Origin of the sequence: Pseudocitrobacter cyperus (assembly GCF_039889165.1) — a bacterium.
GTDB classification, from domain to species: Bacteria; Pseudomonadota; Gammaproteobacteria; order Enterobacterales; family Enterobacteriaceae; genus Pseudocitrobacter; species Pseudocitrobacter cyperus.
Window position 1 is genome coordinate 352,636 of record NZ_JAYMYY010000001.1, and the last position, 22,454, is coordinate 375,089.

Genomic DNA, 22,454 nt, shown 5'->3' on the forward strand with positions numbered 1-22,454 from the left:
TAAAACGGTGTCCCTGGTTTACACTTAACAGGGACACGATAAGAACGGAGGTCTCATGAAACGATTTACTCTGACAGTGCTGGCGCTGGCTTTCTGTGCCGGAGCCCAGGCTGCGGGCGAGAATGTTGAAATGAATCTCGTCACTTCCCAGAGCGTCGGCCAGTCAATTGGCAGTATCAAAATCAGTGAAACCGATCAGGGGCTGGAGTTTGCTCCTGACCTGAAGGCGCTGCCGCCGGGAGAACACGGTTTCCATATCCACGCTAACGGCAGTTGTCAGCCGGCAATCAAAGACGGCAAACCGAGCGCCGCAGAATCTGCTGGCGGCCACTTCGACCCTGAGAAAACGGGTAAACATGAAGGGCCGGATGGTAAAGGGCATCTGGGGGATTTACCTGCGCTGGTGGTGGATAAAGACGGTAAAGCCACCACCCCGGTGTATGCGCCTCGCCTGAAAAAATTCTCCGATATTGAAGGTAAAGCGCTGATGATCCACGTTGGCGGCGATAACATGTCCGATCACCCCAAACCTCTTGGCGGCGGTGGCGCACGTTATGCCTGTGGCGTCATTAAGTAGCGCTCTTGCTATCGGTCATCGGTGCCAGTTCCAGTTGCGACAATGAACAGTGCAGGCGCCAGACCATCGAAGCCAGTTCACGTGCCGCCGGTTGATGATGGTGAGATAACACCTCGGAGATCCGTTGCAGCTCGTGAAGTGACGTGGTGAGTGGGCGAAGCCGTACGCCGCGCTCACTCATCACATCACGCAACAGACCGATACAGAGGTCGCGCACCTGCGCCAGCGGGTCGGAACGCGTTCCCCAACTACGTAACTGCCATACGACGTGGCTGCAATTCAATAACACCACGCCCCAGCGCAAAAGCCAACGCCGCGCCTGTTCATCCTTACTGTTACTGAGCTGGCTGATATGATGGTAGACCAGCGATTCAAATTCATGCTCGCTGTTATTTGGACTGCGGCTCAGTTGGTCGATAAAGTTACGCCGTAACGCTCTGATGTGCCGACGGCTTTTACGCGCGTCAGAACCTGGTGTTAACACCGCAAAAGCCATCCAGGCGAGGCCAACGCCAAGGATTTTGGCCAGATTATCATTGAGAAAATCTGCGAAGTCATAAACCGGGGGATTCGTTACGGCGATAAATGACCCCATAAAAACAATCAGTTGCCCCCACAGCGCGGCACGTTTTGGCATCTGTAACTTCAATAACTGCATGGTGGTTAACAGCGGGAACAGGAACAGCAAAAATTGCCACAAATCAGTTATTTGCACCATCAGACCGAACTTCACCATAAAACTGAAGATAGACAGCAGCAGCAGCGTGCGCATCAGCAGAGTCAGAGAGTTAAACGGTGAAGGAGAGACGGAATAAAGAACGCAACAGATAGCGGCGAGCGTTAATGCTGCGGCACCTGACTCCCATTGTGTGCTGATTGCCCATGCGCCGACGACAAGCAGGGAGCAGAAAGTCCGGAAACCGTTCCAGATAGCTTCTGCGTGATCCGTGTGACGCATTAACGCCGGAGCCTTAGGAATGGCAAATTCTGACACCGCGGTGGCGTTTTCCAGCCGCGACAACCAGCGGCTGCTGGCGAGGTAGACACGGCAAAAATAGCGCAGGCGATCCCAGAAAGCGCGATGGCGATAATCCTGCGGATCGCGAGGCGCCAGCGGGGCGATGATTCTTGCAACCGTGTAGATATCGCAGCCTGGTCGAGCCAGGGCTGACAACAGTTGTTCGATGACTGTACGAATATTTTCAGGTGGATCGGGCCAGTTAAGCAGCATGCGCCGTAAACTGGAGATCACGCTGGTTAAGCGAAGTTGCTGATGCAAAAGGGCGTTGAGCAATGAGTTTTGCTGACGAAAGCGATAGTGGCTCCAGAAGGCCTGGATACGAAGCAAATTCATGGTCAGGATCTGGCTAATCACGCTTTCATGGGCCGCGCGAATGGCATCGGTCGTGACGGGTTGCCACAGCATGCTGGCATGCTCCAGCAGGCGCGCATGCATGTTTTTTAGCGCAGTCAGTAGTGCAGTGCCATCTGAGGTGCTGGGCAGGATCATCATCATTAACCCGCCGCATAATATGCCGACAATGACTTCACAAACGCGCGCCTGTGCGATAGTCCATAATTCAGTGGCATCCGCTACATTAATGACCGGGAAGGCGATTATTGCGCAGGTGTAGCCTGCAAGCTGGAAGGCGTAGGCCACGTTGTTGGTGAACATGGCGCAGGCCCAGGTGCAGAACCCCAGCCAGCCCGCCATACAAATCAAAAACAGCCATGGGTCGGTTAGCGTATGCCCGGCGATGATCACCGCAGCCCAGGCACCGAACAGACTGCCGGCAATACGGCCAAAACTTTTGCTGATAACCCCACCGACGGTGGGAAAACTGACCACCGCCGCAGAGGTCATCGCCCAGTAGGGTTCATCAAGTTGAAGATAATAGGCGATACTCAGCGCCAGACACATGGCGATGCCGTTACGTAATGCGTATCGCCACTGCGCTGGCGTTGCCTTAAACCAGGGCAGTGAGGCCCAGTTCAGGCCTGATAAGGTCATTTTTTGCCGCCGATCGATACAGAGCAGGTGGTGCCGGCTACCAGAACGACGTCGGCAGGCAGGCTGTCAAAATCGATACGTACCGGCACACGCTGCGCCAGACGAACCCAGGGAATATTGGGTTTGATGTCGGCCACAAGGCTGCTGTCACTCTCCAGGCTCTGATCGTAGATAGCACGACCAATGCTGTTAACGTGACCCTGTAACGTTTTACCATTACTGTAGAGCTGGATAGAGGCGCTGTCGCCCGGAGCAATATGGCGCAGCTTAGTCTCTTCAAAATAGCCCACCACGTAAAACGAATGGCTGTCGATCAGAGCGAAGATGGGCTGGCCCTGAGTGGCATAGTTACCGACGCGGGTGGAGAGGTTCGTCACCCAGCCGTCCACCGGAGCTTTTACTGCCGTTTGCTGTAATTGCCAACGGGCGTGTTCCAGCTCAGCGGCAGCCGCATCAAGGGTCGCCTTTGCGGCCTTCACCGACATATTGGCCGTATCGAGATCTTCTGCCGAAATGTAGTTATGTGGCAAATTCTGGCGGCGGGTTGCTTCGTGATTGGCTTTCACAAGGTCGGACTGTGCCTTTGCCAGTTGCGCTTCGGCGTTCATCACCGCGATACGCCACGGCGTTGGGTCAATCTCAAACAGCAGTTCACCCGCTTTAACGAACTGGTTGTCTTTAACATTCAAAGCCAGAATGCTGCCTGAAACCTGTGGTGTGATATTGACCTGTTCAGAGCGTACTTTGCCGTCGCGTGTCCAGGGTGATTGCATGTAGTAGTTCCAGCACAGCCAGACTGCGACGGCAGCCAGTGCTGCAACCAAAAGCGTTGAGAAGTATTTTAATTTTTTCATCAGGATAGCGTCACCACAGAACCAGAATCATCAGCGCAAAGCACACGGATAGGGCAAACAGAGAGAGATCCATCAGCAAGGGATGCCAGATATCGCCCGCATACATCCAGTCGCGAAGTTGCTGGTGGGCAACCAGCCAAATCAAAAAGCCGAGCAGAGCGGCTTTAAATAATGGTGGGAAATAGATAGACGCACCAACCACGAGGTCTTGCAGCGGTAGTCCCGGGATCTGAAGAATCGACTTCACAAGCAGAAATCCTTTGCAATTGAAGAGTTATGACTCGATAGTGAGTGTAACGCTAACGAAATACAGACAATTTTAACACAGTGTAAATCATTGCTCTGCGTTGCGCTTATGCAGCAATACATTTGTTTTGAGTATTTAAATACTGCACACTATTCTAAAATCAGTATAATAACTTAGCAAGCTAATTATAAGGAGATGAAATTGGAATCGCCATTAGGTTCTGATCTGGCACGGTTGGTGCGCATTTGGCGTGCTCTGATCGACCATCGCCTCAAACCTCTGGAACTCACACAGACACACTGGGTCACGCTGCACAATATCCATCAGTTGCCCCCGGAGCAGTCGCAGATCCAGTTGGCTAAAGCGATAGGTATCGAGCAACCGTCACTGGTGCGTACTTTGGATCAACTGGAAGAGAAAGGGCTTATCTCTCGCCAGACGTGTGCCAACGATCGCCGCGCTAAGCGTATAAAACTTACTGAAAAAGCTGAACCGCTGATCGAAGAGATGGAAGCGGTAATCAGTAAGACCCGGGGTGAAATTCTGCAGGGGATTTCGCCAGAAGAGACTGAGCAACTGATTGCATTGATCCATAAACTGGAACAAAACATAATCGATCTGCAATCGCGCGATTGATAGCGTTCCTGATAAGCCCTGTCTTATGGCAGGGCTTTTTAATGCCTTATTCCCAGATGACTACGCGGTTACGCCCGGCAGCCTTAGCGCGATACATCGCTTCATCTGCACGACGCACACACTCCTCAACGTTGACGCTGACATCTGTGGCAGTGAAAACCCCCATACTGATGGTAATCGACTCTGGCAACTGTGAATTGCTGCTTTGGGCATCCTGATTAGCAATCGCTAAACGGATACGCTCAGCGATACCTTCGGCGACGGACGAAGATGCGCCGACAAGCAGCAAGGCAAACTCCTCTCCGCCAATACGCGCAGCAATATCATTCTGGCGCACTGAATCCTGCAATACCTTTGAGACAAACTGAATGACTTTGTCGCCCTGGAGATGACCATATTTGTCGTTGATGCGCTTGAAGTGATCAAGATCGCTGACAATCACCGAGATAGGCTGGCCGCTGGCCACCTTCGGCATCAGTGAGGTAAAGGTGTCATAGAAGTAGCTGCGGTTAAAAAGCTGAGTCAGCGGGTCACGAATCGAATTTTGATACGAGTGGATGTATTTGGTGTTGGACTGACGATAGAGCGTAAAGACATCACAGAGCAGCACCAGAATCAAAAACAGGGTGGAGATGGTCTCGAACAGCCGGGCTTCATACCAGGTATAACCCGCGCTATGCCCTGAAGACATCAATACGATCAGTGTAAAGATGTAGCAGGCGCAGAAGAAGGCACCACTGTACCAAAATATATTATTGAGCTGAGTCACAATCAAAATGGACAGTAATGCGATGACCCATAATGCGACCAATCCCCAGCCCAGTCGTTCACCCCAGAGTTGGGTGAACTGATAGGTATTATTATCGACAAAATCAATGCGTAATGCTTCATAATGGCTGGAGTAGAGCCAGGATAATAAAAGCATTGCCGCCGTAAAGATGATAATCCCTACGAGAATGATCGTATGGATTTTAATTGTATGCATCTGCCTTTTTTTAAAGGCATACAAAATGACGGCGAATATAAACAGGAAAGCCATCATGATATTTCTGAAAAAATAAAAAATTAACGTATCGTTATAGTTAACCTTTGTCAGCCCGGTGCACATAAACCAGTCGGGAAAACTGTTCAGCGTCCCGAGCATAAGAAGGGCAGACCCCGCGAATGCTAAGGCTATGGGGGTGAGGTAGAGGCGATGTTTGTCACAGGAATATTTCATCACCATAAACGCCGCAATCATGGTATGAAAAACCATTAAAAACATGGTCAGAATGGGGAACAGCAGTGGTGCAATCGTAGGGGTACGATGAATTATTGCGGTTGAGAAATGATCGAGGATGATGATCCCCATAATGCAAATCGTGAAGTAAACCAAAAAGCGCTGTAACGGAAACTTCAATTTCATCAGCATAGACGGCATTCCAATTATTCGGAGTGAAAATATCCACGAAACCCAGGCATCCAGCCCGGTGGGATTAATCTTAATGCCTTTTATTTGAAAGAATATTGTTTTTGCGCAAATAATAATTACTACAGATGACTTATTTATATTCGCCGGATGAATGAATATAAATCCGCCTGAAGATGGGTAAAGAATTGTCAATCAAAAGGGAAAAGCGTGACCCGGGCAGGTCACGCCAAAACGTTTAGCGCGGGGAAACCGTCACCTGGCTGCCGTTGCTCGCCATCACGACGCGCTGACCAACAGAGAAGCGAGTATCGCCCTGTTTTTGCACAACCATGATGGTATTGCCGTCATCTTTACGGATTTCCAGCTCAACACCCTGGGTTTTATTCATCGCGCCCTGAACACCCTGGCCGGCAACGCCGCCCGCAACTGCGCCTGCTGCGGTTGCCAGTGAACGACCTGTACCGCCGCCGATAGTATTACCGAGGAAGCCACCCAGTACCGCGCCGCCGATAGCACCAATAACGTTGCTATCATCACCGCCCTGAATTTGTACCGGACGCGTGTTAACGATGGTTCCGTAGGTTACATTCTGAACCTGCTTGGCCTCGGAAGCGGAATAGACATCTCCTGACAGACCGCTGCTGCTCACGCACCCTGCTAGCGATAAACCAATCATTGAAGCGGTCAAAACACGTAACATCATTTATGAATCTCCTGTTCACCAAGACATGCTCTTGCGAGCATTTGTATCAGGTAATTATATGGTATTTATACATTGCAGGTTATATATTCTGCACGTCTATGGGTAGAGAGTAACGTTTAATCACTTAACCAAGGTTAAACACAACGCCTGAAGGCCGCATGTTTTTTATCCGTCCGCGGTACTGCAGCATAAAATATCACTAAATATTATTATTGCATCATAGATTTAGATATCGCTTTATGGTGGAGTGTCATTCCACCGCTTATGCAACTAAGGAAGGCGTATGAAATCAGGCCGTTATATTGGCGTGATGTCGGGAACCAGTCTCGACGGGGTTGATGTTGTACTTGCGGCTATCGAAGAAAGCAGAGTCGCACAATTGGCCAGCCTCTCTTTCCCTATCCCCATCGCCCTCAAAGAGGCGGTGCTGGCTGTTTGTCAGGGGCAGCAGTTGACTTTGTCGCAGTTTGGTCAACTGGATACGCGTCTGGGCAGGCTATTTGCCGATGCGGTTCTGGCGCTGATAGCGCAGGAGCAGCTTCAGCCGCAGGACGTCGTCGCTATCGGCTGCCATGGTCAAACCGTTTGGCATGAGCCGACAGGTGACGCGCCGCACACGTTGCAAATAGGCGACAATAATATTATTGCTGCGCGCACTGGCGTTACCGTCGTAGGTGATTTTCGTCGTCGTGATATTGCGCTGGGCGGGCAGGGCGCGCCGCTGGTTCCTGCGTTTCATCATGCGTTGCTGGCGCATCCGACTGAGCGCCGGATGATCCTCAATATTGGCGGTATCGCTAATCTCTCGCTGTTAACGCCGGGCCAGCCGGTTCGTGGTTTTGATACCGGGCCGGGCAATATGCTTATGGATGCCTGGATCTGGCGAAACTTACAAAAACCCTACGACCAGGATGCGGCCTGGGCCAGTGAGGGGAAAGTACAGCTCCCGTTATTGCAGGAGATGTTGTGCGATCCCTACTTTGCCGCGCCTGCGCCAAAGAGTACCGGGCGCGAATACTTTAACTTAGGCTGGCTGGAGCGCGTGTTACAGCGTTTCCCTGGCCTGCGCGCGCAGGATGTCCAGGCGACGCTTGCGGAGCTAACCGCAACGACTATCAGCGAGCAGGTGTTACTCAGCGGCGGCTGCGACAGGCTATTGGTGTGTGGTGGAGGAGGCCGTAACCCGATGGTGATGACGCGACTGGCGGGTATGCTGCCGGGTACCGAGGTGGCGACGACGGATGAATATGGCGTCAGCGGTGATGACATGGAAGCGCTGGCCTTTGCCTGGCTTGCGTGGCGCACAATCGCGGGGTTGCCGGGGAATCTGCCGTCTGTTACCGGCGCATCCCAGGAGAGCGTGCTGGGGGCAATTTTTCCAGCTAACTCAACGCAAATCAGAGTTTACTGAAATCATCCCGGTGTGCTGCGCGATACACTCAGGAAAAGGGAGGAATCCTACCTCCTCTGGACCTGGAAAGTCGTAAGGCACGCCAATGAAAAAACTACTTATCGCGGTTATTCCCCTAATGCTGGCTGGTTGCAGCACTTACAACCAGTTTATGGAACGGATGCAGACCGACACGCTGGAATACCAGTGTGATGAGAAACCCTTGACCGTCTCGCTGAACAATCCTCGCCAGGAAGTCAGTTTCATCTATGACAACAAGCAATTGCACCTGCCGCAAGGTTTGTCAGCCTCCGGGGCACGTTACACCGACGGCATTTATGTTTTCTGGTCGAAAGGCAACGACGCTACCGTCTATAAACGTGACCGTATCGTGCTGAATAACTGCCAGTTACAAAACCCTAAGCGTTGAGATTTTCACCCAGGCAGCGCACAATAACGCTACCTATTTCCTGACAATCACAATCGCTATGTCCGATAACGACGAATTGCAGCAAATTGCGCACCTGCGCCGAGAGTACACCCGTGGCGGCCTCCGCCGCCGCGATCTTCCCGCTGACCCGCTGACGCTGTTCGAACGCTGGTTGTCTCAGGCATGTGAGGCAAAACTGGCCGATCCTACGGCGATGGTGGTCGCGACCGTCGATGAAAACGGACAACCTTTCCAGCGCATTGTTTTGCTCAAGCACTATGATGAAAAAGGGATGGTGTTCTACACCAACCTCGGCAGTCGTAAGGCGCACCATCTGGAACATAATCCGCGTATAAGCCTGCTGTTCCCCTGGCATATGCTGGAGCGTCAGGTGATGGTGACGGGCAAAGCTGAGCGTCTCTCTACGCTTGAAGTGGTCAAATACTTCCACAGCCGCCCGCGCGATAGTCAGATAGGCGCCTGGGTTTCAAAACAATCCAGCCGTATTTCCGCCCGCGGTATCCTCGAAAGCAAATTCCTTGAACTGAAGCAGAAATTCCAGCAGGGTGAAGTGCCGCTGCCGAGCTTCTGGGGAGGCTATCGCGTCTCCATCGAGCAGATGGAGTTCTGGCAGGGGGGTGAACACCGTCTGCACGATCGTTTTTTATACCAGCGCGATGAGAACGCCTGGAAAATCGACCGCCTGGCTCCTTAAGGACGAAAATTGTTGTGTTAAGCGCTGGTGCTGAAAGGGCTGGCGCTTTATTCTATGTCTCTTTCGCATAGGCGAAAAGTCGTGTACCGGCAAAGGTGCAGTCGTTTTATACATGGAGAATTTGATGGCAAGCAGTAACTTGATTAAACAATTGCAAGAGCGGGGCCTTGTAGCCCAGGTGACGGACGAGGAAGCGTTAGCAGAGCGACTGGCGCAAGGCCCGATCGCGCTCTATTGCGGCTTTGATCCCACCGCTGACAGCTTGCATTTGGGGCATCTTGTTCCATTGTTATGCCTGAAACGCTTCCAGGAAGCTGGCCATAAGCCAGTTGCTCTGGTAGGTGGCGCGACCGGTCTGATTGGCGACCCAAGCTTTAAAGCTGCCGAGCGTAAACTGAACACTGAAGATACGGTTCAGGAGTGGGTGGATAAAATCCGCAAACAGGTTGCGCCGTTCCTCGATTTCGATTGTGGCGAAAACTCGGCCATTGCCGCGAATAACTACGACTGGTTCGGCGGCATGAATGTGCTGACGTTCCTGCGTGATATCGGCAAGCACTTCTCCGTTAATCAGATGATCAACAAAGAAGCGGTTAAGCAGCGTCTGAACCGCGACGATCAGGGTATCTCCTTTACTGAGTTCTCCTATAACCTGCTACAGGGTTATGACTTTGCCTGCCTGAACAAACTGCACGGCGTTGCGTTGCAGATTGGCGGCTCTGACCAGTGGGGCAACATCACTTCCGGTATCGATCTGACCCGTCGTCTGCATCAGAATCAGGTCTTTGGCCTGACGGTTCCGCTGATCACCAAAGCTGATGGCACCAAATTTGGTAAAACAGAGGGCGGCGCGGTATGGCTCGATCCGAAGAAAACCAGCCCGTATAAATTCTACCAGTTCTGGATCAACACCGCGGATGCTGACGTTTACCGCTTCCTGAAATTCTTCACCTTCATGGACATTGCAGAGATCAACGCTCTGGAAGAGGAAGATAAGAACAGCGGTAAAGCTCCGCGCGCCCAGTACGTTCTGGCCGAGAAGGTCACCCGTCTGGTGCACGGCGAAGAAGGCCTGGTGGCGGCAAAACGCATTACCGAAAGCCTGTTCAATGGTACGCTGAGCGCGCTGAGCGAAGCAGACTTCGAACAACTGGCTCAGGATGGCGTACCAATGGTCGAAATGGAGAAGGGCGCGGATCTGATGCAGGCGCTGGTGGATTCCGAGCTGCAACCCTCTCGTGGTCAGGCGCGTAAAACTATCGCCTCTAATGCGGTCACCATCAACGGTGAGAAGCAGTCCGATCCTGAATATACCTTCAGCGAAAGCGACCGCCTGTATGGCCGCTATACGCTGCTGCGTCGTGGTAAGAAAAACTACTGCCTGGTTTGCTGGAAGTAAATTCAGCTAATCAGGAGGGGCGTGGGAAACCACGCCCTTTTTTTATCGCTTATTTAAGACCTTCCGCTGCCATTGCAGCCGCCACGGCAGGACGTGCCGCAACGCGCGCCATATACGCCGCAATATGTTTATACCCGCTCATTTCCAGCTTCACTGCGAACGCCCAGCGCAGCACGGTAAACAGATAAGCATCGGCAATGGTAAACCGTGATCCACCGATCCACTCACACTTTTCAAGTTCGCTGTCGATATATGCCAGTTTCTTGTCCAGCAGCGCCCGTACCGTCGGTTTGTATTCTTCCGGCGTGTCCGGACGGAACAGGGGGGTAAAGCCTTTGTGCAGTTCGGTGGCGATAAAGTTGAGCCACTCCAGGGTCTTATAGCGGCTGATGCTGCTTACCGGCGCCAGAAGCTGACGATCGGCTACTTTGTCAGCGATATACTGCATGATTGCCACGCCTTCGGTCAGCACGGTGTTGTCGTCTAACTGAAGCGTAGGAACCTGCCCTTTGGGGTTGGTTTGCAGAAAATCTTCTCCGGTTTCCGTTACTTTCTTTTGCAGGTCGACGCCGACCAGGGTGAAATCCAGCCCGCTTTCTCGTAGGGAAATGTGGGAAGCAAGGGAACAGGCGCCGGGCTTATAAAACAGTTTCATAGCTAACTCCTTCAGGCTGATGTACGCGGATTTTTATCGTGTGCCACGTAAGGTGACGGCAGGCATCTGGCTATGTTAGTGCCACCAGGGACAAAAAAAAAGCCGTTAACTCGCGTTAACGGCTTAAATTCAAATGTTTCCCGATGACATTACGCGGAAGCAGTTTCCTGCGCAGTAACGGTTTTTTCGTCGTCCTGGGTCATACGGTTCAGTTTAGATGCGGTAAGCAGCATCAGCACAGCGATAACACCGGTGACGATACCAATCTGCATAAACACTTTACCGTACACGTCCAGTGAGAGCAGCGGGTCAGTTACGTTTTCCGGTACAGCCATCAGGTTAGCAATACGGCCAGCGATAATTGCGGCACCCGCCGTGGTCAGGAACCAGCTACCCATGATGAAGCCCATCAAACGCTGTGGAACCAGTTGAGCGACCATCGCCAGACCCAGGCCGGAAATCATCAGCTCACCGATACTCTGCAGCGCATAGCTCAGGATCAGCCAGTTAACGGAAACGATACCGGCATCAGTAGCGAATTTTGCACCTAACGGCAGCACCAGGAATGCGCCAGAACAGAGCACCATACCGATGGCGAATTTGTGCGGCATCGGCAGACGGTCGCCCATCTTGTTGTAGATAGCGGCCAGAATCGGGCTACCAATGATGATCCAGAACGGGTTCAGCGCCTGATACTGCTCTGGCTCGAACGCGATACCCAGAATAGAGTGCTCAACGTTACGAATCGCAAAGAAGTTCAGGGACGTCGGCATCTGGCTGTACAGAACAAAGAAGACAATCGCTTCCAGCATCAGAATGAACGCGACAATCATTTTACGACGCGCAGCACCCTGCATGGAGAAGGCTTCTTTACCGAAAATTACCACGATACCCAGTGCGACAACGCCGAGAACCATACGAGCGATGTCCTGATTGTGCAGCAGCCAGGTTGCGATAGTCACCAGTACGACAACGCCCACGATGGTCAGCAGCAGGTTGCGGTAGTTGATCGGCTCAAAGTCAGGTTTGGAACCGTACTGTTTCACCCAGCGCTGGCAGAAAGCGAAGTTAACGACGGTAATCAGCATACCGACAACGCTCAGCGCGAATGCGACGCTCCAGCCGAATTTCGCAGCCAGCCACGGAGTTGCCAGCATAGAGAAGAAGGAACCGATGTTGACGGACATATAGTACATGGTGAATGCACCGTCCAGACGCGGATCATCTTTGTCGTAGCAGGTAGAAAGCAGGGAAGACGGGTTCGCTTTGAACAGGCCGTTACCGACCGCGATGGTCGCCATACCCATATACACGATAGCCGCGTCATGACCTGACCATGCAACCAGCGCATAACCGATCGCCAGCACGATTGCGCCCAGCATAATAACGCGTTTAGTCCCGAGAACTTTGTCGCCCAGCCAGCCGCCGATAGCGACTAAACCGTAAACAAGGGCACTGAACGAGGAGAATAACGTAATCGAGTCAGCTTCGGACATACCCAGTTGTTTAACCAGGTAGACAGCCATAATACCTTGCAGGCCGTAGTAACCAAAACGCTCCCAAAGTTCGATCGAAAAGATCAAATAGAACGCTTTTGGTTGTTTAAAAGCGTTCAAACTTACGCTTTCAGTTGGTTTATTGTTTGCAGTAGACACATATACCTCTTTTTTTACATCCCATCTTAACGGGGCGTTACTGGACGGAGATTCGTAGCGATATCCGCCTTTATAGTTATTCTGGAGGGGGAAACGGGGAGTAATGTTCACTATCCGGTGCTTTCACACAAGGCCTTTGTCATACTCTGTTACAAATACGTAAGTTACTACAAATGACCAGATATCTAAATGTTATTCAGATTTAAATTTTATGCGCGGCCGATAGTTAGCGTTTTCCTCTGTTAAAGTGCGTGATTATGGGGGCAGCAACGATATGTTCTACTGATTAGCTTCTGAGGCAGTGATATAGCCTGGATTCTGAAAAATAACTGGTTGATCGTCTTGTATCATTCTGATGAAACATTGAATTACCAGGCGTAATCGACGGGAAAGATAACATCGAGATAACATACTGTTGCTGAGTTGATCAAAACGTCCGCAATATAGAAATTTCAGGTGGCAAAAAAAGAATTAACCGGAAAAAATGTTTAATCAGTGGAGTTTCTACCAATAATTTCTGAAAAACTAAGGATTAAGATCGAAACGGCAGAAAAAAAGTGCGGCGTGGGTTAAGCGGCCGCACCATCAGGGGAGACTAAATATCGACTTTTTCTTTAAATTCGCAGAGATCTTCGATGATGCAGGAGCCGCAGCGTGGTTTGCGGGCAATACAGGTGTAGCGCCCGTGCAGAATTAACCAGTGGTGACAATCGACCTTAAATTCAGCCGGAACCACCTTCAGCAGTTTCTCTTCGACCTGCTCAACGTTTTTCCCTGGCGCAAACTGGGTGCGGTTACAGACGCGAAAAATATGCGTATCGACGGCGATAGTCGGCCAGCCAAAAGCGGTATTGAGTACCACGTTCGCCGTCTTACGACCTACGCCCGGCAGGGCTTCAAGCGCTGCGCGATCTTCCGGTACTTCTCCGCCGTGCAACTCCAGCAACATCCGGCAGGTCTTAATGACATTCTCGGCCTTGCTGTTAAATAACCCAATCGTTTTGATGTAGGATTTCACGCCTTCGACGCCCAGCTCAAGCATCGCCTGTGGTGTATTGGCGACCGGATAGAGTTTGGCCGTTGCTTTATTCACGCTCACATCGGTGGCCTGCGCAGAAAGCAGCACGGCAATCAGCAGCTCGAAAGGAGAGCTGAAATTGAGCTCGGTCGTTGGGTGCGGATTGTTGTCCCGCAGGCGGCTTAGGATCTCCAGCCTTTTTGTCTTATTCATTATGCCTTCTCAGCAGTCTCAACGCCGACATCCGTTGCCGTTACGGCTTTTGCCTTGCGTTGTTTAGTCCGTTCATCAATAAGATATTTAATCGCCAGCAGCATGCCAAGGCCAATAAAAGCGCCCGGCGGCAACATTGCCAGCAGGAATGGCGTGTCCGTATGAAAGACCTCAATGCGCAGCGCTTTCGCCCAGCTTCCCAGCAGACCGTCGGCGCCATCGAACAGGGTACCATTGCCCAAAAGCTCGCGAATCGAACCCAACACAAACATGGTACAGGTCGCCCCCATACCGATGGCAAAACCATCCAGTGCGGAGAGGGCTGGCCCTTTTTTCGCGGCGAAGGCTTCTGCGCGACCCACAACGATGCAGTTGGTGACGATAAGCGGGATAAAAATCCCCAGCGACTGGTAGAGACCGAACGCGTAGGCGTTGATTAACATTTGTACCGCACTCACTACCGAGGCGATGATCATCACATAGATGGGTATGCGGATCTCCGCGGGCGTCCAGCGGCGCAGGCAGGAGATGGCAAAGTTGGTCAGCGTTAGCACCAGGGTGGTTGCAAGGCCAAGGCCCAGCGCATTGGTTGCGGTGGACGTAACGGCCAGTAAAGGGCACATTCCCAATAACTGAACCAGTGCGGAGTTGTTCTTCCACAGACCCTGGACAATAACCTCTTTTACTTCGCTCATGGTTTACTCTCCACAGGCCTGCAGGCTGGTTAGTTGAGTCGGCAGCGTTTCAGCATACAGCCCGGCACGCTTCACCGCGTTAACGACGGCGCGAGGGGTAATGGTTGCGCCGGTGAATTGATCAAATTGCCCGCCATCTTTCTTTACGGCCCACGTCGAATCACTTTCGCCTTTAATGGTTTTGCCGGCAAAGTGGGTGATCCAGTCGGAAATTCTCAGCTCAATTTTATCGCCAAGACCCGGGGTCTCGTGGTGTTCAGTTACGCGGCTACCCAGCACGGTACCGCTGAAGTCAGCGCCGACCAGTAGTTGAATGGCGCCGGAGTAACCATCTGGCGCGGTGGCTTCCATCACGGCGGCGACGGGCTGGTCGTCCTGACGCGCGATATAGATTTTGTGCACGCCTTTGCCAAGCTCAGCTGCGCTTACCAGATAGCAGCTTTGCAGCAGATCGTTATTATAGCGGTCCGCAGGAATAACCTGCTGAAACAGCGCATTTTGCTGACTCGCTGCCTGATCGGCGATGGTATTTTTGGTCAGTTGATCGATAGCCGCGGTCAGACCGGTCGAGCCCGTGGCAAACAGCGCCAGGGTCACTCCATGCTTACGCATCGTTTTTAACATCATCTATCCTCAGCGATGGCCGTAAACGCGCGGACGCGTGTAGTAATCAATCAGCGGCACGGTAATATTCGCCAGCAGCACTGCAAAGGCGACACCGTCCGGATAACCGCCGAAGCTGCGGATAAGCCACACCAGTAGCCCGGCCAGTGCGCCAAAAATCAGACGTCCACGATTTGTCGTAGAGGCGGTGACGGGGTCTGTCAGAATAAAAAATGCGCCGAGCATGGTCGCGCCCGACAGTAAATGCATCTGTGGTGAGGCGACATCCTGTGGGTTGAATAGCCAGCCCAGCGTGGCGCAGACCATCAGACTTGCCAGAAAACTCAGCGGAATATGCCAGCGAATCGCGCCTTTCCACAGTAAAAACAGGCCGCCCGCCAGGTACGCAAGGTTAACCCATTGCCAGCCAATGCCAGCCAGCGCGCCGTGATAGATGGAGGACTGCATGATAGCGTCCACCGTATGGCCTGCATGGCGTGATGTTTTAAAGGTGTCCAGCGGAGTGGCCTGGCTAATACCATCAACGCCCATTTTCAGGGCATTCATATCCTGACCCATCGAGGTGTGACCGGTAAAAATCACCTGTAGCGCATCGAGGAAACCGGGGGTTGTCGCCGCGATTTCGTGCGGTGGCAGCCAGGATGTCATCTGCACCGGGAAGGAGATCAGCAGTACGACGTAACCAATCATCGCCGGGTTGAACGGATTCTGCCCCAAACCGCCATAGAGTTGCTTGGCGATGATCACTGCAAAGGCCGTTCCCAGCACCACCATCCACCAGGGGGCAAAAGGTGGAATACTGATGGCCAGCAGGACGCCGGTGAGCCATGCGGAATTATCCGCCAGTGTGGTTGCGATGGGTTGTTTGCGCAGACGCAGCACGAATGACTCTGTCGCCCAGGCGGTAAGCGAAGCCAGCAAAAGCTGGATCAGGGTTCCCCAGCCAAAAAACCAGCTTTGCACAGCAATACCGGGCAGGGCGGCCAGTATCACCAGCATCATGATGCGCGATGTCTGGCGCTGGTTATGGGTATAAGGGGAGCTTGCTATCTTGAAAACCATTTATTCCTCGTTAACAGCCTGCGCGGCTTTTTTCGCCTGAACGCGGGCAATGGCTGCCGCAACGGCTGCTTTGCGTGGGTCATCATTAGCGGCCGATTCACTGGTGGCCTGCTGTTCGGCTTTGCGCGCTTTAGCGCGGGCGATAGCGGCCTCCACGGCGGCTTTGCGCGGGTCGGGCGTTTCGCTTACGCTCGCGGGTTCACTGGTGGCCTGCTGTTCGGCTTTGCGCGCTTTAGCGCGGGCGATAGCGGCCTCCACGGCGGCTTTGCGCGGGTCGGGCGTTTCGCTTACGCTCGCGGGTTCACTGGCGGCCTGCTGTTCGGCTTTGCGCGCTTTAGCGCGGGCGATAGCGGCCTCCACGGCGGCTTTACGCGGGTCGGGCGTTTCGCTTACGCTCGCGTGTTCACTGGCGGCCTGCTGTTCGGCTTTACGCGCTTTAGCGCGGGCGATGGCGGCTTCCACGGCGGCTTTACGCGGGTCGGGCGTTTCGCTTACGCTCGCGGGTTCACTGGCGGCCTGCTGTTCGGCTTTGCGCGCTTTAGCGCGGGCGATGGCGGCTTCCACGGCGGCTTTGCGCGGGTCGGTCACTTCATCACTGACGGACTGCTGTTTTTCGGCCTGTGCCGCGCGCGCTTTGGCTTTACGTGCTTCACGCGCGGCGATAACCGCGCTGTTATCAGGCAGCGCCCCGGCTTTGACGATTATAGGTTGCGCTGCCTGTTGTTGTTTATCCCGAACGCGTGCCAGAGCCGCATTAATGGCATCCTGGTCTTTTGCGGCTGGCTGTACGGCCGCTTTTTTGTGGCGTTCTGCGCGGGCGATTTTATCCCGCTCAAGGCGATGCTGACGCGCTTCGAATCTTGCTTTAGCTTCCGCTGCGCGCTGCTCTTCCTGGCGAATCGCTGAGATTTCGGCCTTCTCCTGACGGAAATACTGCACCAGCGGAATACTGCTTGGGCAAACCCACGCGCAGGCACCGCATTCGATGCAGTCTGCGATGTTATGCGCAGTGGCTTTATCGTGCTGTTGTCCTTTGCTAAACCAGTAGAGCTGTTGCGGCAGCAGATCGGCCGGACAGGCATCGGCGCAGGCGCTGCAGCGGATGCAGCTTTTCTCCGCTTCCGGCTCGCCCATCTCTGCTGCCGACGGCGCCAGCAGGCAGTTGGTAATTTTGACTACCGGCACATCGAGCCAGGGGAGGGTAAAGCCCATCAATGGCCCGCCCATAATCACCAGTTGCTCGCCGGAGGGGCAAAAACCCGCATGTTCAAGCAGATGACTTACCGGCGTACCCAACCGGGCCCAGACATTGCCCGGGCGGCTGACGGATTCGCCAGTTAAGGTCACTACGCGTTCGGTCAGCGGTTCACCATCAATAACCGCGCGTTTTACCGCAAACGCCGTTCCGACGTTCTGCATCAAAACGCCGATATCAGAGGAGCGTCCGCCGTGCGGAACTTGCTTCCCGGTAAGAATTTGCGTGAGCTGTTTTGCGCCACCGGAGGGGTATTTGGTTGGGATCACGCGCAGACTGATATCATGCGCGTCCGCCAGCACCGCCCGCAGCATGGAGATCGCCTGCGGTTTATTGTCTTCGATGCCGATTAAGATCTGCCGGGGTTGCAGAATATGACCAAGGATACGGATGCCTTCGATCACCTGCGCCGCGCAGTCCTGCATCAGTCGATCGTCTGCGGTGATGTAAGGCTCACATTCGGCGGCATTAATGATAAGCGTGGTGATTTTATCACCGCCTCCGCGCAGTTTTGTTCCCGTCGGGAAACCCGCGCCGCCGAGACCGGCTACACCAAATTGATGGATGCGTTCAATAAGCTCTTCACGCGAACGGCTCTGATAGTCGCTCCAGCCTTCGAGGTTAATCCACTGGTCTTCGCCATCGGCATCAATAATAACGCTCATTTCCGGTAGCGCCGAAGGATGAGCCGTGGCATGAGGTGCAATCGCAACCACGGTACCTGAAGTTGGCGCATGTACCGGAAGCATGCGCCCCCAGCCGCGGGTCAGCGGCTGACCGCGCAGTACATGGTCGCCAGGCTTAACGCTCAGTTCGCCTTCAGCGCCGATATGTTGTTTCAGAGGAATGACAAAACGTTGCGCGAGGGGAACCTGGCGCAGCGGTGTGCCATTAGACTGAGTTTTCATTTCCGGTGGGTGAATACCCCCATCGAAATCCCAGATTTTCTCTTTTCTGAACGCGGAAAATAACTTAAGCATGTTGTTCCACAGGAATATTTCGTACCGGGATCGTTTGTAAATCCCATTTCCAGCTTTCGGTGGTGGTGGCAACCGGACGCAGTTCAATACATTGGGTTGGGCAGGGGGCAACGCAGAGGTTGCAGCCAGTGCACAGGTCGCTCATGACGGTGTGCATTGCGCGGGTAGCGCCCACAATGGCATCCACCGGACAGGCCTGAATACATTTGGTGCAACCGATACAGTTGTCCTCGTCGATAACCGCCAGCATCCGGGCCGGTTCCTGGGCGGTGTCATCACCATCGATAGGTTGAGGATCGACATTAAGTAACTCGGCAATTTTCAACATGACCGCTTCGCCGCCGGGAGCGCAACAGTTGATCTTCTCGCCATTGCTGACGGCTTCAGCATAAGGACGGCAGCCGGGGTAGCCACACTGCCCACACTGGCTTTGCGGCAACAGTTCATCAATTTTTTCAACCACCGGGTCATCTTCCACCGCAAAACGGCGGGAGGCGTAACCCAGTATGACGCCGAAAATCAGCCCTAATACGCTGATTGCGGCGACAGCTATCCAGAACGTCATCATTACAACTTCACCAACCCGCTAAAGCCCATAAACGCTAACGACATTAATCCGGCGGTGATCAGGGCAATTGCGTTGCCGCGAAACGGGGCGGGAACATTCGAGACCACCAGGCGTTCGCGTATCGACGCAAACAGCACCATCACCAGAGAGAAACCGACCGCAGCAGAGAACCCGTACAGCGCGGACTGTAAAAAGTTATGGCCGAGGTTGATATTCAGCAGCGCCACACCAAGAACGGCACAGTTCGTGGTGATGAGCGGTAAAAAGATCCCCAGCAGGCGATACAGCGCAGGGCTGGTTTTGCGCACCACCATTTCGGTGAATTGCACCACGACGGCAATCACCAGAATAAAGGCCAGTGTGCGCAGATAAATCAGATTAAGCGGAATCAGTATCCAGGTATCAATAAGCCAGGCGCAAATGGAAGCCAGCGTCATCACAAAGGTGGTCGCCAGCCCCATGCCCATCGCCGTTTCCAGCTTTTTAGACACGCCCATAAACGGGCAAAGCCCAAGGAACTTCACCAGGACGAAGTTATTTACCAGCACGGTACCGATAAAAAGCAATAAATAGTCAGTCATCATTCGACCTGTTACAAAAAAAGCCTCCCATTATCGACGAAAGTGTAATCATCGACAACAGGGCGAGTGTGTGGTTATTACGGATTCACAAAGGTGCGCCGCACACGGGATGAGCGTTTCAGATAGGGGACAATTAGCGCCGCCGCAGCCAGCGGAAGCAGCAGTTGGCGCAGCGCTATCACATCCGATACGGGCGCGAAAGCGAAGGCTTTCAATGCCAGCAACAATGAAACCAGCAGCCAGATAATATAGTGTTTAGGCACATTGCTACGACGCTTAAAGAAAGCGATTGTCAGCCACAGTGTGTAGTACCACATGGCTATCACGAACGCTAAAGAAAGCACCCACAGCGCCAGATTCATACCACTTTGGGCTTTGAGCAGGCTCAGGATCTGTGGCTTGAGCAGGGCATCGGCGAACATCAGCAGTTGTATGCTAATGCTGAGCAGCGCAACTAATAGCCACGCCAGCGGCCCCAGCAGCCATCCACCAATACGTTCTGCAGAAGTTGACGACATTTCGTCTCCTGATTATCAGCGTCAGTTATTAATATGGCCGTGGAGTATAAGCAACTGACGCTGAAGATAACAATAGTTACTGCACGTAATGCCAAACGGATTTTGGCACCTGGCCAATATCGAACAAACGGCCGCCAGAAACCAGTTCGGCACGGCGGTGATCCGCAGCGCGGTACATGTTGATTAAATCGTTGGTATCGGAGAGCGAATAGTTAAGATGATCATAAAGTTTTTCGAGATTTTCCAGAGAGCTGACTTTACGGAATTTCAATAAATAATCCAGGACGGTCATTTGAAGGTATCCATTTTATAATGTTAGATCGCACCCGGTTTGTGCACGCGCGAAAGCGCAGCAGCAATGGCGCGTAGCTCAGTTTTACAACCAGTGTATCGACACCCGTTTTTGGTGAGAGTTCCGCCAAACCGTGGCCCACTCTCTGCGGGTCAGCCTTAATTATTTGGGTATTAAATAACAAATACAAGAGGAGAAAATGACGTTATTGATTTATCTCAGGAAATACGCTGCTGGCATTTAATTGTTCGGGCGTCGAATGACGCCCGGAATGATTAGCGCACGCCGCCGTGGCTTTCGATGACGCCTTTATACCAGTAAAAGCTTTTCTTACGTTTACGGGCCAGATTTTGCTGGTGATCAACATAGACAAAACCATACTGCTTTTTGTATCCGTTAAGCCAGCTCAGAAGATCAATAAACGACCACGGGTAATAACCGCGGATATCCGCCCCCAGTTCGATGGCTTTTTCCAGGGCTTCAATATGCATGCGTAAATAATCGATACGCGATTGATCGACTATTTCACCATTGATTATCGGGTCTTTGGCCCCGAGCCCATTTTCAGTAATGTAAACAGGAATATCACCGTAACGCGCTTTCACCATCATGATGCCGTCCGTCAGCCCCTGAGGCCATATCTCCCAGTCCCAGTCGGTATAGACGCCATCCGGGTTGCGGACAAATTTAAATAGCCCTTTGAAACCAAATTCGCCACCGCTATTTTTTTCGCCGCTGTTATTGGCCTGAGTTCGGGTTTCATCCGGATTGGCGGTGACGGTTTCCCGGCGATAATAGTTCAGCCCGATAAAGTCGCAACGGTTGTCGCGCAACAGTGCGTCATCGCCCGGGGCAAAGCGAGGGACGCCCCACAAAGCCTGTGTTTTCTCCAGCAACTCAGCAGGGTAACTGCCTTTTAGCACCGGATCATAGAACCAGTGAGTGTGAATGGCGTCTGCAAGCTCGCTGGCGGCGATATCTTCGGGAGAGTTTGTCAGTGGGGTATGAGGCTGCAGAACATTGACAAAACCAATTTCACCGTTGACTTTCATTTCGCGAAACGCTTTAACTGCCAGCGCGTGGGCGATAAATACCTGATGACAGGCCTGAATTGCGCGAGCGGGATCGTTAACCGAAGGCGGGTGGCTGCCGGTGATATAACCGTGACCAATGAAGACGATGGTTTCATTAAATGTCGCCCAGAGTTTTACCCGGGAACCAAAACGCGCATAGCACAGACGCGCATACTCTTCGAAGGCCTCGGCGGTGGAACGCACTTCCCAGCCACCTTCGTCCTGCAGCGCCTGGGGTAAATCCCAGTGATAGAGGGTAATCATTGGCTCAATATTATGCGCCAGCAGGGCATCGATCAGGTCACTATAAAATTTTACCCCGGCTTCGTTAATTTTGCCGCGGCCTGCTGGCAACAGACGGGGCCAGGAGATGGAAAAACGGTAACTCTGAAGCCCCATTTCAGCCATTAGCGCGACATCTTCCTGCATTCGATGATAGTGATCGACCGCCACATCACCGTTAGTGCCTTGATAAGTGGTGCCGGGGAGATGGGAAAAGACATCCCAGATGGACAGCCCCTTGCCATCTTCATCATGTGCGCCTTCAACCTGATATGCCGCAGTTGCAGCACCCCAGAGGAAATCTTTCGGAAAAACAGCCATGTCACTCTCCTTATCTGTGCGATAAGACGAGTGTAAGGAGGGGAGATATTGGGTTGCAACCGGTTTCAGAAACCGGTTGCATAGTTGCGATCGCCGTCACTCTCCGGGCGAGTTATTTGCTTTGTACCGCAGCGATAGGTTCGGGCGGCTGATAGTTATCAATATGATGAGCAATAACAAGAAGAAGAACGCTAACGCTAAGGACGGCCCAACCAATCAGTTCAACAATCCGTGTGAAGACAATAGACATAGTAATTCAGATACATTCGACAAATTAAATGATACGGAC

The 22,454-nt window shown here is 52.8% G+C and carries 25 protein-coding genes; 6 read left to right on the forward strand and 19 right to left on the reverse strand.

All coding sequences use genetic code 11. The features are described 5' to 3' along the window. Positions 1–55: 55 nt before the first annotated feature. Positions 56–577, forward strand: a complete 522-nt coding sequence (gene sodC, locus VSR74_RS01745; protein WP_347793096.1) for a superoxide dismutase [Cu-Zn] SodC — start codon at positions 56–58, stop codon at positions 575–577. Here sodC and VSR74_RS01750 read toward each other — a convergent pair. The 3 genes from VSR74_RS01750 to VSR74_RS01760 are packed head-to-tail and all read right to left on the reverse strand — an operon-like array spanning position 570 to position 3,689. Continuing rightward, positions 570–2,588, reverse strand: coding sequence for an FUSC family protein (locus VSR74_RS01750; RefSeq protein ID WP_347793097.1), 2,019 nt, complete (start codon positions 2,586–2,588; stop codon positions 570–572). The two genes, sodC and VSR74_RS01750, sit on opposite strands and share 8 nt — an antisense overlap. Beyond that, on the reverse strand, positions 2,585–3,442 hold the full coding sequence (locus VSR74_RS01755) for an HlyD family secretion protein (RefSeq protein ID WP_347793098.1): 858 nt from the start codon (positions 3,440–3,442) through the stop codon (positions 2,585–2,587). The genes VSR74_RS01750 and VSR74_RS01755 overlap by 4 nt, the downstream gene beginning before the upstream one ends. 10 nt (positions 3,443–3,452) lie before the next feature. Then, positions 3,453–3,689 carry a DUF1656 domain-containing protein gene (locus tag VSR74_RS01760; protein WP_347793099.1) on the reverse strand — a complete coding sequence of 79 codons (237 nt, stop codon included), beginning with the start codon at positions 3,687–3,689 and terminating at the stop codon, positions 3,453–3,455. Positions 3,690–3,884: 195 nt separating this feature from the next. Between VSR74_RS01760 and slyA the strand changes: the two genes are divergently transcribed. Next, a complete protein-coding gene (slyA, locus tag VSR74_RS01765) occupies positions 3,885–4,325 on the forward strand; it encodes a transcriptional regulator SlyA (protein ID WP_347793100.1) in 441 nt (146 codons plus the stop codon). A gap of 46 nt (positions 4,326–4,371) precedes the next feature. On the opposite strand, the gene VSR74_RS01770 is transcribed toward slyA, so the two are convergent. From VSR74_RS01770 to slyB, 3 genes are all read right to left on the reverse strand, one after another. Beyond that, positions 4,372–5,610, reverse strand: coding sequence for an MASE4 domain-containing protein (locus VSR74_RS01770; RefSeq protein WP_411914233.1), 1,239 nt, complete (start codon positions 5,608–5,610; stop codon positions 4,372–4,374). Further along, positions 5,528–5,773, reverse strand: coding sequence for a hypothetical protein (locus VSR74_RS23220; RefSeq protein ID WP_411914242.1), 246 nt, complete (start codon positions 5,771–5,773; stop codon positions 5,528–5,530). Before VSR74_RS23220 ends, VSR74_RS01770 begins: the two co-directional genes overlap by 83 nt. Before the next feature lie 198 nt (positions 5,774–5,971). Further along, the gene (slyB, locus tag VSR74_RS01775; protein WP_108474372.1) at positions 5,972–6,439 is read right to left on the reverse strand and encodes an outer membrane lipoprotein SlyB; all 468 of its coding nucleotides are present in this window, start codon (positions 6,437–6,439) and stop codon (positions 5,972–5,974) included. A 283-nt stretch (positions 6,440–6,722) separates the two neighbouring features. Between slyB and anmK the strand changes: the two genes are divergently transcribed. The 4 genes from anmK (at position 6,723) to tyrS (ending at position 10,373) form a co-directional block, all read left to right on the forward strand. Next, positions 6,723–7,850 (forward strand): anhydro-N-acetylmuramic acid kinase, encoded by a 1,128-nt coding sequence (anmK, locus tag VSR74_RS01780; RefSeq protein WP_347793102.1) that lies wholly within the window; start codon positions 6,723–6,725, stop codon positions 7,848–7,850. Positions 7,851–7,935: 85 nt separating this feature from the next. Beyond that, positions 7,936–8,259 carry a C-type lysozyme inhibitor gene (gene mliC, locus VSR74_RS01785; RefSeq protein ID WP_347793103.1) on the forward strand — a complete coding sequence of 108 codons (324 nt, stop codon included), beginning with the start codon at positions 7,936–7,938 and terminating at the stop codon, positions 8,257–8,259. A gap of 58 nt (positions 8,260–8,317) precedes the next feature. Then, positions 8,318–8,974: a pyridoxamine 5'-phosphate oxidase gene (gene pdxH / locus VSR74_RS01790; RefSeq protein WP_347793104.1), complete on the forward strand. Its 657-nt coding sequence runs from the start codon at positions 8,318–8,320 to the stop codon at positions 8,972–8,974. A gap of 124 nt (positions 8,975–9,098) precedes the next feature. Then, entirely contained in the window at positions 9,099–10,373 is a 1,275-nt protein-coding gene (gene tyrS / locus VSR74_RS01795; protein WP_347793105.1) for a tyrosine--tRNA ligase, read from the forward strand. 49 nt (positions 10,374–10,422) lie between these two features. On the opposite strand, the gene gstA is transcribed toward tyrS, so the two are convergent. The 13 genes from gstA to blr form a co-directional block, all read right to left on the reverse strand. Next, on the reverse strand, positions 10,423–11,028 hold the full coding sequence (gstA, locus tag VSR74_RS01800) for a glutathione transferase GstA (RefSeq protein ID WP_347793106.1): 606 nt from the start codon (positions 11,026–11,028) through the stop codon (positions 10,423–10,425). Between the two features lie 149 nt (positions 11,029–11,177). After that, on the reverse strand, positions 11,178–12,683 hold the full coding sequence (gene dtpA / locus VSR74_RS01805) for a dipeptide/tripeptide permease DtpA (protein WP_347793107.1): 1,506 nt from the start codon (positions 12,681–12,683) through the stop codon (positions 11,178–11,180). A 595-nt stretch (positions 12,684–13,278) separates the two neighbouring features. Further along, positions 13,279–13,914, reverse strand: coding sequence for an endonuclease III (gene nth / locus VSR74_RS01810; protein WP_347793108.1), 636 nt, complete (start codon positions 13,912–13,914; stop codon positions 13,279–13,281). Beyond that, positions 13,914–14,609, reverse strand: a complete 696-nt coding sequence (locus tag VSR74_RS01815) for an electron transport complex subunit E (protein WP_347793109.1) — start codon at positions 14,607–14,609, stop codon at positions 13,914–13,916. The genes nth and VSR74_RS01815 overlap by 1 nt, the downstream gene beginning before the upstream one ends. A gap of 3 nt (positions 14,610–14,612) precedes the next feature. Next, positions 14,613–15,233: an electron transport complex subunit RsxG gene (gene rsxG, locus VSR74_RS01820; protein ID WP_347794338.1), complete on the reverse strand. Its 621-nt coding sequence runs from the start codon at positions 15,231–15,233 to the stop codon at positions 14,613–14,615. Positions 15,234–15,242: 9 nt separating this feature from the next. Beyond that, a complete protein-coding gene (gene rsxD, locus VSR74_RS01825) occupies positions 15,243–16,295 on the reverse strand; it encodes an electron transport complex subunit RsxD (protein ID WP_347793110.1) in 1,053 nt (350 codons plus the stop codon). Beyond that, a complete protein-coding gene (gene rsxC, locus VSR74_RS01830) occupies positions 16,296–18,530 on the reverse strand; it encodes an electron transport complex subunit RsxC (RefSeq protein WP_347793111.1) in 2,235 nt (744 codons plus the stop codon). Next, positions 18,523–19,098 (reverse strand): electron transport complex subunit RsxB, encoded by a 576-nt coding sequence (gene rsxB, locus VSR74_RS01835; protein ID WP_347793112.1) that lies wholly within the window; start codon positions 19,096–19,098, stop codon positions 18,523–18,525. Before rsxB ends, rsxC begins: the two co-directional genes overlap by 8 nt. Further along, positions 19,098–19,679 carry an electron transport complex subunit RsxA gene (gene rsxA, locus VSR74_RS01840; protein WP_015964281.1) on the reverse strand — a complete coding sequence of 194 codons (582 nt, stop codon included), beginning with the start codon at positions 19,677–19,679 and terminating at the stop codon, positions 19,098–19,100. The genes rsxB and rsxA overlap by 1 nt, the downstream gene beginning before the upstream one ends. Before the next feature lie 77 nt (positions 19,680–19,756). Next, positions 19,757–20,197: a DUF2569 domain-containing protein gene (locus VSR74_RS01845; protein WP_347793113.1), complete on the reverse strand. Its 441-nt coding sequence runs from the start codon at positions 20,195–20,197 to the stop codon at positions 19,757–19,759. 76 nt (positions 20,198–20,273) lie between these two features. Next, a complete protein-coding gene (ydgT, locus tag VSR74_RS01850) occupies positions 20,274–20,489 on the reverse strand; it encodes a transcription modulator YdgT (protein WP_347793114.1) in 216 nt (71 codons plus the stop codon). Between the two features lie 275 nt (positions 20,490–20,764). Continuing rightward, on the reverse strand, positions 20,765–22,165 hold the full coding sequence (locus tag VSR74_RS01855; RefSeq protein ID WP_347793115.1) for a GH1 family beta-glucosidase: 1,401 nt from the start codon (positions 22,163–22,165) through the stop codon (positions 20,765–20,767). Between the two features lie 112 nt (positions 22,166–22,277). Continuing rightward, on the reverse strand, positions 22,278–22,415 hold the full coding sequence (blr, locus tag VSR74_RS01860; protein ID WP_347793116.1) for a division septum protein Blr: 138 nt from the start codon (positions 22,413–22,415) through the stop codon (positions 22,278–22,280). Positions 22,416–22,454: the final 39 nt, after the last annotated feature.

Excerpts from the sequence above, each read along its gene's own strand:
- sodC (WP_347793096.1), top strand. The coding sequence starts at position 56 with ATGAAACGATTTACTCTGACAGTGCTGGCGCTGGCTTTCTGTGCCGGA.
- VSR74_RS01750 (WP_347793097.1), bottom strand. The coding sequence starts at position 2,588 with ATGACCTTATCAGGCCTGAACTGGGCCTCACTGCCCTGGTTTAAGGCA.
- VSR74_RS01755 (WP_347793098.1), bottom strand. The coding sequence starts at position 3,442 with ATGAAAAAATTAAAATACTTCTCAACGCTTTTGGTTGCAGCACTGGCT.
- slyA (WP_347793100.1), top strand. The coding sequence starts at position 3,885 with ATGAAATTGGAATCGCCATTAGGTTCTGATCTGGCACGGTTGGTGCGC.
- slyB (WP_108474372.1), bottom strand. The coding sequence starts at position 6,439 with ATGATGTTACGTGTTTTGACCGCTTCAATGATTGGTTTATCGCTAGCA.
- anmK (WP_347793102.1), top strand. The coding sequence starts at position 6,723 with ATGAAATCAGGCCGTTATATTGGCGTGATGTCGGGAACCAGTCTCGAC.
- mliC (WP_347793103.1), top strand. The coding sequence starts at position 7,936 with ATGAAAAAACTACTTATCGCGGTTATTCCCCTAATGCTGGCTGGTTGC.
- pdxH (WP_347793104.1), top strand. The coding sequence starts at position 8,318 with ATGTCCGATAACGACGAATTGCAGCAAATTGCGCACCTGCGCCGAGAG.
- tyrS (WP_347793105.1), top strand. The coding sequence starts at position 9,099 with ATGGCAAGCAGTAACTTGATTAAACAATTGCAAGAGCGGGGCCTTGTA.
- gstA (WP_347793106.1), bottom strand. The coding sequence starts at position 11,028 with ATGAAACTGTTTTATAAGCCCGGCGCCTGTTCCCTTGCTTCCCACATT.
- nth (WP_347793108.1), bottom strand. The coding sequence starts at position 13,914 with ATGAATAAGACAAAAAGGCTGGAGATCCTAAGCCGCCTGCGGGACAAC.
- VSR74_RS01815 (WP_347793109.1), bottom strand. The coding sequence starts at position 14,609 with ATGAGCGAAGTAAAAGAGGTTATTGTCCAGGGTCTGTGGAAGAACAAC.
- rsxG (WP_347794338.1), bottom strand. The coding sequence starts at position 15,233 with ATGTTAAAAACGATGCGTAAGCATGGAGTGACCCTGGCGCTGTTTGCC.
- rsxD (WP_347793110.1), bottom strand. The coding sequence starts at position 16,295 with ATGGTTTTCAAGATAGCAAGCTCCCCTTATACCCATAACCAGCGCCAG.
- rsxC (WP_347793111.1), bottom strand. The coding sequence starts at position 18,530 with ATGCTTAAGTTATTTTCCGCGTTCAGAAAAGAGAAAATCTGGGATTTC.
- rsxB (WP_347793112.1), bottom strand. The coding sequence starts at position 19,098 with ATGATGACGTTCTGGATAGCTGTCGCCGCAATCAGCGTATTAGGGCTG.
- rsxA (WP_015964281.1), bottom strand. The coding sequence starts at position 19,679 with ATGACTGACTATTTATTGCTTTTTATCGGTACCGTGCTGGTAAATAAC.
- VSR74_RS01845 (WP_347793113.1), bottom strand. The coding sequence starts at position 20,197 with ATGTCGTCAACTTCTGCAGAACGTATTGGTGGATGGCTGCTGGGGCCG.
- ydgT (WP_347793114.1), bottom strand. The coding sequence starts at position 20,489 with ATGACCGTCCTGGATTATTTATTGAAATTCCGTAAAGTCAGCTCTCTG.
- VSR74_RS01855 (WP_347793115.1), bottom strand. The coding sequence starts at position 22,165 with ATGGCTGTTTTTCCGAAAGATTTCCTCTGGGGTGCTGCAACTGCGGCA.
- blr (WP_347793116.1), bottom strand. The coding sequence starts at position 22,415 with ATGTCTATTGTCTTCACACGGATTGTTGAACTGATTGGTTGGGCCGTC.